Origin of the sequence: Streptomyces synnematoformans, from assembly GCF_039531005.1 — a bacterium.
GTDB lineage: Bacteria > Actinomycetota > Actinomycetes > Streptomycetales > Streptomycetaceae > Streptomyces > Streptomyces synnematoformans.
In genome coordinates, this window is sequence record NZ_BAAAPF010000698.1 from 1 (window position 1) to 1039 (window position 1039).

The window sequence follows — 1039 nt, forward strand, 5'->3', positions numbered from 1 at the left end:
GCGGTGCGCAGCGGGCTGGGGAGGCCGGCGGGGTCCGGGTCCCGGCCGCCCGTCCGGCTCAGCACCGTCGTCATGTGCCATCCGTCGCGCCTCGCCGGCGCCGAGCGCGTCGCCGGCGAGTGCGCGCCGCTGCCCGCCCGTATCGTCCGGGACCCGGACCCCGCCGGCCTCCCCAGCCCGCTGCGCACCGCGAAGGTCGCGTGGGCGGCGGTCGCGCCCGGCGCCACCCACCACCTGGTGGTGCAGGACGACGCGCGCCTCGCGCCCGGCTTCGCCGGCCACGTCGCCGCGCTGCTCGCCCGGCACCCCGACCGTGCCGTGTCGCTGAGCGTGCTGTGGGTGTCGCCGTACAACTCCTACCGGGTGCGGCAGGCGGCCGTCGGCGGCTACGCGGCGGTGCGGCTGGCGCCGTGGGAGTGGGTGCCGTCGCTGGGCCTGGCGCTGCCCGCGGACACCGCCCGCGAACTCGCCGCCTACCTGGCGGAGTTCCCCGACGACACCCGCGACGACGACGAGCACATCGCGGTGTTCTGCGCCGAGCGCGGCATCCCCGTCGTCGCGCCGGTGCCGCACGTGCTGGACCACGGCACCGGTCCGTCGGTCGCGGGCAACGACCACCACGGCATCCGGCTCGCCGTCGCCTGCGCGGACGGGCCCGTCGGCACCGCCCACTGGGCCGGCCCGGAGCTGGCGGACCCCGCACGCCACCGCGGCCTCGGCTACGCCGTCGAACTCGTCGCCTCCCGCTGCCACGTCCGGCTGCGGCGCAGCGGCGCGCAGGAGGCCGCGGAGCAGCCGTTCACCTGGCCGTGGCGGCCCTGGTCGGCGCTGCTCGGCGTGGCGCACGGGACCGTAGCCGACGCCGCCCGTGCTGCCGGTGAGCCGCTGCCGGCGCTGCCGCCGGAGACCGCCGGCGAGGTGTGGGCCGCGGGCTACCTGCTCGGGGCCCTCACCCCCGCCGCGGGGGACGGCCGCGCCGGGCACGGCCGCGTCCGGGAGCGCGCCCGCGCGGCGGCGCTGCGCAGCTGGATCGCCGCCG

Annotated in this window: 1 pseudogene; it reads left to right on the forward strand. The window is 80.0% G+C overall.

Annotated features, from left to right (window positions below):
* Positions 1 to 72: 72 nt before the first annotated feature.
* Positions 73 to 1039: pseudogene (locus ABD317_RS37205) on the forward strand (hypothetical protein); the annotation flags it as partial.